This is a genomic window from uncultured Butyricimonas sp. (assembly GCF_959596855.1).
Lineage (GTDB): Bacteria > Bacteroidota > Bacteroidia > Bacteroidales > Marinifilaceae > Butyricimonas > Butyricimonas muris.
Genome location: NZ_CAUFYA010000081.1, coordinates 1 through 9,050 on the forward strand (window position 1 = coordinate 1; position 9,050 = coordinate 9,050).

At 44.7% G+C, this 9,050-nt stretch carries 10 protein-coding genes; 5 read left to right on the plus strand and 5 right to left on the minus strand.

Annotated elements, in window-relative coordinates; genetic code table 11:
• Positions 1–651: UDP-glucose/GDP-mannose dehydrogenase family protein (locus tag Q5866_RS20400; protein WP_303182208.1), on the plus strand; the 651-nt coding region annotated here is incomplete at its 5' end.
• Between the two features lie 91 nt (positions 652–742).
• Positions 743–1,651 (plus strand): diacylglycerol kinase family protein, encoded by a 909-nt coding sequence (locus Q5866_RS20405; protein ID WP_303182210.1) that lies wholly within the window; start codon positions 743–745, stop codon positions 1,649–1,651.
• Between the two features lie 336 nt (positions 1,652–1,987).
• Here the strand turns inward: Q5866_RS20405 and Q5866_RS20410 are convergent, their stop codons facing one another.
• Together Q5866_RS20410 and Q5866_RS20415 are read right to left on the minus strand one after the other, a co-directional pair.
• Complete coding sequence (locus Q5866_RS20410; protein WP_186977812.1) at positions 1,988–2,464, minus strand: Lrp/AsnC family transcriptional regulator; 477 nt, start codon at positions 2,462–2,464, stop codon at positions 1,988–1,990.
• Positions 2,465–2,475: 11 nt separating this feature from the next.
• Positions 2,476–3,099 (minus strand): hypothetical protein, encoded by a 624-nt coding sequence (locus Q5866_RS20415; RefSeq protein ID WP_099290145.1) that lies wholly within the window; start codon positions 3,097–3,099, stop codon positions 2,476–2,478.
• A 134-nt stretch (positions 3,100–3,233) separates the two neighbouring features.
• On the opposite strand from Q5866_RS20415, the gene Q5866_RS20420 reads away from it, so the two are divergent.
• Complete coding sequence (locus tag Q5866_RS20420; protein WP_303182212.1) at positions 3,234–4,820, plus strand: alkaline phosphatase family protein; 1,587 nt, start codon at positions 3,234–3,236, stop codon at positions 4,818–4,820.
• 115 nt (positions 4,821–4,935) lie between these two features.
• Here Q5866_RS20420 and gldE read toward each other — a convergent pair whose 3' ends face one another.
• From gldE to Q5866_RS20435, 3 genes are all read right to left on the minus strand, one after another.
• Positions 4,936–6,231 carry a gliding motility-associated protein GldE gene (gldE, locus tag Q5866_RS20425; protein ID WP_186977810.1) on the minus strand — a complete coding sequence of 432 codons (1,296 nt, stop codon included), beginning with the start codon at positions 6,229–6,231 and terminating at the stop codon, positions 4,936–4,938.
• Between the two features lie 50 nt (positions 6,232–6,281).
• Entirely contained in the window at positions 6,282–6,698 is a 417-nt protein-coding gene (locus tag Q5866_RS20430; protein WP_303182214.1) for a single-stranded DNA-binding protein, read from the minus strand.
• A 330-nt stretch (positions 6,699–7,028) separates the two neighbouring features.
• Positions 7,029–7,742 (minus strand): hypothetical protein, encoded by a 714-nt coding sequence (locus Q5866_RS20435; protein ID WP_186977797.1) that lies wholly within the window; start codon positions 7,740–7,742, stop codon positions 7,029–7,031.
• Between the two features lie 239 nt (positions 7,743–7,981).
• Between Q5866_RS20435 and Q5866_RS20440 the strand changes: the two genes are divergently transcribed.
• Together Q5866_RS20440 and Q5866_RS20445 are read left to right on the plus strand one after the other, a co-directional pair.
• Positions 7,982–8,290: an HU family DNA-binding protein gene (locus Q5866_RS20440; protein ID WP_176554875.1), complete on the plus strand. Its 309-nt coding sequence runs from the start codon at positions 7,982–7,984 to the stop codon at positions 8,288–8,290.
• Between the two features lie 189 nt (positions 8,291–8,479).
• Positions 8,480–9,050, plus strand: a 571-nt coding sequence (locus Q5866_RS20445) for a ribonuclease E/G (RefSeq protein WP_303182215.1), incomplete at its 3' end; no start/stop codon positions are given.

Sequence of the window (9,050 nt, forward strand, 5' to 3'; positions counted from 1 at the left end):
AATGATATCGCTTACCTGTGCGAAATCGTGGGTGCGGACGTGGAGTCCGTGAAGAAAGGAATCGGCAGCGATACCCGTATCGGGAAGAAATTCCTGAATGCCGGTTGCGGTTACGGCGGTTCTTGTTTCCCGAAAGACGTGAAGGCGTTGATTCGCACGGGTGACGACCACGGGCATAGTCTTGAATTATTGAAGGCCGTGGAACGTGTGAACGAGAACCAGAAGAGCGTGTTGTTCCGGAAAATAACCTTGCGTTTTGGAAAAGAGCTGAAGGGAAGACGTTTCGCCATGTGGGGACTCGCTTTTAAACCCGGAACGGATGATATGCGGGAAGCCCCCTCGCTGGTGTTGATAGAGAAATTGCTGGAAGCGGGTGCCGTGGTACGGGCCTTCGATCCTGTTGCGGTCGAAGAGTGCAAGCGGCGGATCGGCAACCGGATAGAGTATGCAGATAATATGTACGATGCCTTGGAGGGTGCCGACGCCTTGATTGTCGTGACGGAATGGGCAGAATTCAAGATACCGAAGTTTACCTTTATCGAGAAAGCCTTGAAACACAAGATTATCTTTGACGGAAGAAACATCTACAACCCGGAACAAATGCAGGAATTTGGGTATGAGTATTACGGGATTGGAAGAAAAACGAAGTAATTTACGATTTATGATTTTGGATTTATGATTGCGTGCTAGTTGTTCGTGTTTTAAATCTTAAATCATAAATCTTAAATCATAAATTGAAAAGATGGATAAATATCGAATATTGTTTATCGTGAACCCGATTTCGGGATTTGGCTTGGGGTGGGAGATTCCATACCGTATCCGGCATATTGCCGCCTACAAGCATATCGAGTATAATATTCGATTCACGGAGTATGCCGGGCACGCGAAAGAGATCGTGGAGCAGGCGAAAAGTCAGAATTACACGCATATCGTGGCGGCAGGCGGTGACGGAACGGTGAACGAGATCGGTACGGCACTCATGGGGACGGGCATCGCTTTCGGGGTAATTTCCCTTGGAAGCGGTAACGGGTTTGCCCGCCACTTGGGTTTCTCCCAGATGATGACAAAAGCGCTGAAACAGATATTGAAGAGCGAAACGACGAATATAGACGTGGTAGAGATTAACGGGCTCTATTCTCTGAACGTGAGCGGCTTCGGGTTTGATGCCGAGGTGGCTCATTTCTTCAGTACCATGAAAATAAGGGGAATATTCTCGTATATTTATTCAATCGTGCGGATGTGGTTCCGTTATCCCGGTAAACGTTATCGTTTTCACGTGAACGGCAAGACGTGGGAGGAGGAGTGCTTCGTGTTGAGCGTGGCGAATAGTTCGCAGTACGGCAATAACGCTTCTATCGCCCCGAAGGCTTCCTTGCGTGACGGGTTGGTGGATATATGTATATTGAAGCGTCCCAAGTATTACCAGATTCCCCGTTTCTTGTACTGTTTCATGAATTCAAAGATTGCCCGCTTGCCTTATTTCAGCGAGATTCAATGCACGGAGGCGTTTATTGAAGGGGATTTGGCAAAAGCCCATATTGACGGAGATCCTTACACGTTGGATCCACCCGTTACCGTGAAAGTCCACCCGGGAGTGTTGAAAGTAATCGCCCCGAAATTGTCCCATAAAAAGGATGGCGGAAAGGTTTGATGGAGTTGCCTGCGGCAAGTTTCATTCGCCTACGGCGAGTTGCAGGTTGCATTGCCTGCGGCAGGTTACAAGTTACTTTTCTTGCGTTAGGGACTGTAACTCAACTCTCCCTCTGTTTATAGAGGGAAACTGGCGAGTAAGCGAGGGCAGCGGGAAGCTTGCTTCCTTGTAGCCGAGCGAGAGCCAGTTCGAGACCGGTTTCCGGGCTCAATACGGCGAAGCCGGGAGGGAGTTTTTTGATTTCGTGATTGTCGATTCCATGATTTACGAAGTGTTGCTTGTATAAACAGAGGAGGTGTACGCTAGGAAAGCAACCTGCAACTCGCCGCAGGCGAACTATTGTTCGCTCGCGGTTAACATGATTTGCCGGTCAATCAGTTCATCCAATGAAATGAAAGTTTCCGTTTTGGCTATGCCCGGGATGTTTTGAAGGGTGTTGATTAAAATATCCATCAGGTGCTGGTGGTCATTGCATCTTAATTTCAACAGGAAGGTGAATCCTCCCGTGATAAAGTGGCATTCCATGACTTCCGGGATACTTTCTATTTCTTTCACGACGGTTTTGTACGTGTGGGCGTGATCGAGGACTACCCCGATGAAAGCGCACACGCCAAACCCGAGGGCATCAGGTTTCACTATAAAACGTGAGCCTTCAATAATCCCTGCGTCTTCCATTTTTTTCACCCGCTGGTGTATCGCTGCCCCGGATATACCGCACTCCCGCGCTATCTCGAGGAAAGGGACTCTTGCATTCTTCACCAAGTGGGACAAGATTTTCCGATCTATATCGTCTATTTGATATTTTACGCTCATGTTTTTTTATTTTACCTGTTAAAACTCAACACGCTGTACAGCTGTTTCCTTTGCTTGTAATATTGCCACCCCTCCTCGTTCGTGATCGTGCGAATCACGCCATCGATCAGGTTATTGAAAATCGTTCCGAAGTCAAATACTTCCGGGGGATATATCTCCCGGTTGTGAATGTCGTTGAGTTTGGCGATATACATGCGAGCGACCATTTCGCTGGATACATCATCTTTGTACATTCCCTGTTGCATCCCCTTCTCTATATTTATTTTTATCTTCTCGTAAATAAAATCGGAACGCCGTTGTTTATGGCTTTCAAAAATACCCGGGAATGTTTCGGCCAACTTGAACGAAACGGATGGCGACACGTTAAAGAAACGATCGTGAATTTCATTTCCTACCAGTAATAAAATATCTATCGCGTTCCAACCGTCAAAATCGTATTCTTCAAATATCTTCTCGAAAGCTACGCGTTCCTGTTCGAAAATGCTGTTAGCTATATCCTCCATTCCCGAGAAGTTCTCGTTGATCTCTTCCAGGGAAGTTCCCATTTCTTTTAGTTTATCGTCCGAGAGTTCCGTTCCGTGACGATAAACGTAATTCCTCAATTTGTCAGTTAATAGACACTTCTTCTCAGTCATAATGGATGTGGTTGTTTATAGTTTCTTGGCGTAAAGATACGAAACAATTAAGAATTGAAAGAATTTTAGGTTGTAAATTATCATATTCTGATTATTTTTGCACGAATACTGAGAATCTGAAACTTCTGAATGTTATGAGAATATTAGTCGTGAGAAAATTGATATTGCTCGGTTTAGCGTTTCTAGCCGTGCAAAACGTGTTTGCCGAGGGAAATAAACCGAAATTGGTCGTGGGAATCGTGGTAAGTCATTTTTACCCGGAATGGTTGGATATGTACGGTGACAAGTTGTCCGAAAACGGGTTGAAACGATTGGTACAACAGGGCTTGCGGGTGAATGCCAATTACAATTACATGTACACGCAGACGGGGGTGGACCATGCTTCGATATACACGGGGATGCTTCCCGCGGAACACGGTATCGTGTCGAGAGCGTGGTATGATCGTTTGCGTCGGAAACGGCAATTTGCAACAAATTCAGATCGTTATACGGAAATCGGTGAGCAGCAAGCGGATAGTGTCAAAAGTCTGGCTCCGGATTATTTGCAGACGATGAGTCTGGGAAGCGCGATGAAGATGAATAATCCGATGTCCCGGGTGTACAGTGTGGCCATGAATGGCGATGAAGCCGTGTTGAGCGGCGGGTCTAGCGCGGATATGGCTATCTGGTTTAGCGAGAAGACCGGGAAGTGGGTATCGTCTACTTATTATCAACCGGTGTTACCCGATTGGTTAAGGGCTTACAACACGTGGGTGGAGAGCGATCATTTCGTGAACAAAGGATGGATGATGCTTTCCGATGAGGATAAATCGGCGGCACGTATCCGGTTGCGCAATCATTTCTATTACGATATAGCCCGGGCGAAAAGGGAATACAATACTTACCGGGTATTGAAGGCTACCCCTTACGGGAATACTCTTGTGCGAGTCTTGGCGGAAAAGTTGATTGACGCGGAACGTTTGGGGGAGGATAACGATCCCGATCTTCTGGCGGTGAATTTCTCCTGTCTGGATTACATGTATCGAGATTTTGCCATTGATTCGGAGGAAGAGAAAGATATGTTGATTCGTTTGGATATGGATGTTGCCGAACTGTTGAGAAAGTTGGATGCCAAGGTCGGGAAAGGAAACTACACGGTATTCATGACTTTTTCGGAAACGCGGGAATTGATGCCGGAGGATTTGCGGAAGATAAAAGTCAATTCCGATTGTTTCAGTATTTTCCGGGCGGTGGCGTTACTGAAATCTTATCTGGCATTAATATACGGTCCCGGTGATTGGATAGCCGATTACGATCAGGGACAAATTTACTTGAACCGGGGGCTGATAGAAGAACGAAAGCTGGAAGTGAAGGAGGTTCAGGACAAGGTGGCCGATTTCATGATCGAGTTCGAGGGCGTGGCGAAAGTGATGACCGCTTATTCATTGATTCATACCTCTTTCCCCGATGGTATGAACCGGTTGGTGCAAAATTCATTCTCGCACAAACGTAGCGGTGACGTGCTTTTCTGTATTCACCCGACGTGGGTTTCCGAGTTGAAGGAAATGGAGGATACTTATTTCCGTCACAGCAAACGTTCTATCGTGCCGCTATACCTGTACGGGGCGGGCGTGAAACCGGGGATAAAAGAAGATGCCATGATATCCGATCTTTTACCCACGCTGTGTAAAATATTGGGTATACGTACCCCGTACACGGTGCACGGGAAATCGATGCAGTGAAGGAAGTTTATAAAGTTTATAAAGTTTATAAAGTTTGTAAAGTTATAAGGTTCATAAAGTTTTTAGTCCCCGCTGGTGCTTGGTTACCTTATGAACTTTATAAACTTTATGAACCTTATAAACTAGAATATTGTATCTTCTTGATGCGGCGGTTGTCTACTTCAAGGACTTTGAATTGATGTTCCTTGTAAGTGATTATTTCATTTTTTTGAGGTAATTCGCCTTTCAATTCAAGTATCAATCCGGCGAGCGTGTCCGCATCGCCTTCCACTTCCCGGAACGTGTCTTCATCAATATCCGTGATTTTGTAGAAGTCGTTCAAGAGGGTGGAAGCCTCGAACACGTAAGCCCCGTTTTTGTCCCGGGTATAGGCAATCTCTTGCTCGTCGTACTCGTCGTTGATATCGCCGACAATCTCTTCGATGATGTCTTCCATGGTGACAATACCGGAAGTACCGCCGTATTCATCCACGACGATAGCCAGATGGACTTTCTTTACTTGAAATTCTTCCAGCAAGTCATTGATTTTTTTGGTTTCGGGCACGAAGTATGCCGGACGTATCAACGTCTGCCATTTGAACTCGTCGGTTTCATCCAAGTGTTGCAATAAATCTTTGACGTAGAGGATACCGATGATATTATCCAGATTTTCCTCGTAAACAGGCATACGGGAGTAGCCGTGTTCCGATATGATTTCTTTCACTTGCCTGTACGTGGATTGCGAGTCAATGGCAATCACGTTGATGCGGGGACAGATGATATCTATCGCATCGATATTGCCGAAACGGACAATTCCCTCGAGAATGTCCTTTTCCTCGTTGATTGAAGTATCTTGTGTTAACTCGAGAGCCTTGGAAAGCTGGTCAATAGAGATTCCGTCTTTTTTATCCATGCGTTTCCGGATAATCGAGGTCGAACCTATCAACAAGGTGGATAGGGGACGGAACACGTGGGACAGAAATGTCAGCGGACCTGCCATGAAAATGACCATGTTGAGGTGCGAACGGTTGGCGTATAGTTTCGGGATGATTTCCCCGACCAGCAAAATCACAAAAGTGACCACGATGACTTGAATGACGAAACCAAGTACCGGGTATGCCGAGAAGTCAAACAAGGAATTGACCAGATAGGTGGAAATCACCACGATAGCCACGTTGACGAAATTGTTGGATATTAATATCGTTGCGAGCAGTCTGTCCGCTTTCTCGTGCAATTTGAGTGCTTTGTGGTAGCCCTTGTCTTCCAGATATTTTAATTGCGAGGGGGAGAGCGAAAAGAACGCCACTTCCGACCCGGAAACCAGCGCGGAGCACAATAATAAGAACAATAATAAGATGCAAAAAACTAAATCAATAAGGGTGAAGGCACCCGTGAAAACCTGTCCCGCGAGGGGAATATAATCTGCGTCCAAAATTAGAATAATTGGTTAAACTTAAATCGCCGAAAGAATAGGCGTAAAAACTAAAACGGTAGATCGTCACTATCGTCACTTCCCGCGCTCAAATCCGGTGCCGGTGGCATGGGGGTGTCTTGCGAACGGTCGTTGCCGTCTTGCTTGCGGGATAACATCTGGAAGTTGTCTCCGTAGATTTCCGTCGTGTAACGCTTCACGCCGTTCTGGTCGTCCCATGAACGGGTTCTGATGCGTCCCTCGATGTATAGCATCATGCCTTTTTTCACGTATTTCTCCGCTATCTGGGCTAAATTTCGCCAAAGAACGATATTGTGCCATTCGGTTTGCGTCACGCGTTCCCCGTTTTTGTTATTGTACACCTCCGATGTGGCAAGGCTGAAACGAGCCACGGCTACACCTCCGTCGAGGTATCTTACTTCGGGATCTCCCCCGACATTTCCGATTAGAATGACTTTGTTTACCATATATCAATAAGTATGGGTTAAAATTCGTCACAAATTACGGAATATTTTCGGAGAAACAAAAATATATTTTGTAAATTATCTCTTGTGTCTTGCTTACCCCTTTGTTAATGCTTGCATTACCGATGCTCGCCACCATGGACGTATCATCTTCGAAGCATGGACGTAGCATGAACGTAAATCACTGTTGATGGTGTGTTTATGATTTAATTCTACTGTGTTTATGGAGGTGGGGAAAGGCTAAGTGGGGGTAGGGAAACGGTTCGAGAAAGGAATATCGTAATAAAAAGGTAAGGTTGATTTTTACCTTACCTTTTTCAAATTCGGTTGTATCTATTTTTCCAGATTCAACCCTATTTCCAGTTTCGTGGTTTTTTGCAAAACGGAGGGGATGCCTTGAAGCAATCCTTTGATCATTCCGCCCATGTTTCCCATCGTGGCGGGATCAACGTTATCGAGTCCGGCGAGAATGAGGGGGAATATTTTTTCAATGAAAGGTTTGTCGATAAATAATTTCGCCGTGTTGCCTTCCAGCTTGTAGTTTACCGGGATGCCGTTCTTTACCATTTCAACGGCCTCGTTCAGCGTGGCGTTGTTTCTCAAGCTGTCTGCCGGCAAGGAAGCCAGAAGATTGTCAACATTCGGGAAAAAGAGGATTTGATCGTCTTTTACCTTGTATGTAACCATTCCCGGTTTGGATTTTTCCCATTGGGGTTCTGTTCCCTCTTGGTTTGGAACCGCATAGGTCACAACAACATTACCGTCTTTCTGGAACGTGATGTCTTTTAATTGTTGAGCCAGCTTGCTGCTTCCCATGGGAACGACCATCGTGGGGATGCCTGTAACTTTGAAGAAGCCCAGCACGGCATCGTTGGATGCTTCCCATGTCATGAATAGAGGTCCGGACACGAACTTCGGTTTCCCTCCCGGGACTTCTTCCGTTTTGATTTGACTAAGTTTCCATGTTCTGACAATCCCGTCGTTGCAGGAAGAGAATAAATGTAATGCACAAAGCATCATGAACACGCATACAATAGATTTTCTCATACTTCTTTTAATTAAATTGTAAATTATACTATAAAAACGACGAGTTAGCTGTTATCGGGTACAAATATAGGAAAAAAGATGAGAAAATTGTTTTATTACGGGTACGATTATAGGGTTTATCCTTTGCTTGAATAACATAGACATCAAAAAATATTGACAAAAATGGCGAAGTTTGTTTCATTGTTTGTGGAAAAGATATATATTTGCAGACTGAAATCTAGGATAAATGAAATATATTATTGAATATTAAATACTTAAAGAAAATGACAAAGGCGGACATTGTGAATGAAATTTCCAGAACCACTGGTATTGAAAAAGTTGCAGTACAAACGACTGTTGAAGCTTTCATGGAAGCGATTAAAGGTTCTGTAATTGATGGAAAGAATGTGTATTTAAGAGGTTTTGGTAGCTTCGTCGTGAAGCAGAGAGCAGAGAAAACCGCTCGTAACATTTCCAAAAATGTAACAATCAAGATCCCGGCTCACAATATACCTTCGTTCAAGCCTTCGAAGAGTTTCGTGAATCAGGTTAAAGATCAAGTAAAATAAAGAAAGGAGTGAAATTATGCCAAGCGGAAAAAAGAGAAAAAGACATAAGATGGCCACTCACAAACGGAAGAAGAGACTTAGAAAGAATAGACATAAGAAGAAATAGTCATCGTTTGTGAGTAGAAAATATAAACCTAAGGGCTACAGTGCCTTTAGGTTTATTTTGATTAATAGATTAATTATCGGGTAGTGAATACTGAGTTAGTCATAGATGTAAAAGCGGAAGAAATTGTGATCGCTTTGTTAAAAGACAAGCGATTGGTAGAGTTGACGACGGAGAAGACTAGCGTAAAGTTTGCAGTAGGGGATATCTACTACGGGAAAGTCAAGAAGATTATGCCCGGGTTGAATGCTGCTTTCGTTAATGTGGGCTACGAGAAAGACGCCTTTTTACATTACCTTGATCTCAGTCCCCAGTTTTATTCTTTAGACAGTTATATCAAACAGTGTATCGCTCGGAAAGGGATGCCTGTCGCTAAATTGAAGCTGGAGCCGGAAATCAACAAGAATGGGAAAATCGGGGAAGTGCTTTCCGTGGGACAATACGTTGCCGTGCAGGTGGCGAAAGAACCTATATCTACGAAAGGACCGCGTTTGACGTCTGAGTTAAGTATCGCCGGTCGTCACCTTGTGTTGATGCCTTTTTCTGAAAAGGTATCGGTGTCACAAAAAATTAAGTCGGTCGAGGAACGGAAGCGTTTGAAACGACTGATTGAAAGTATACGCCCCAAGAATTACGGGGTGATCGTCAGAACTGTCG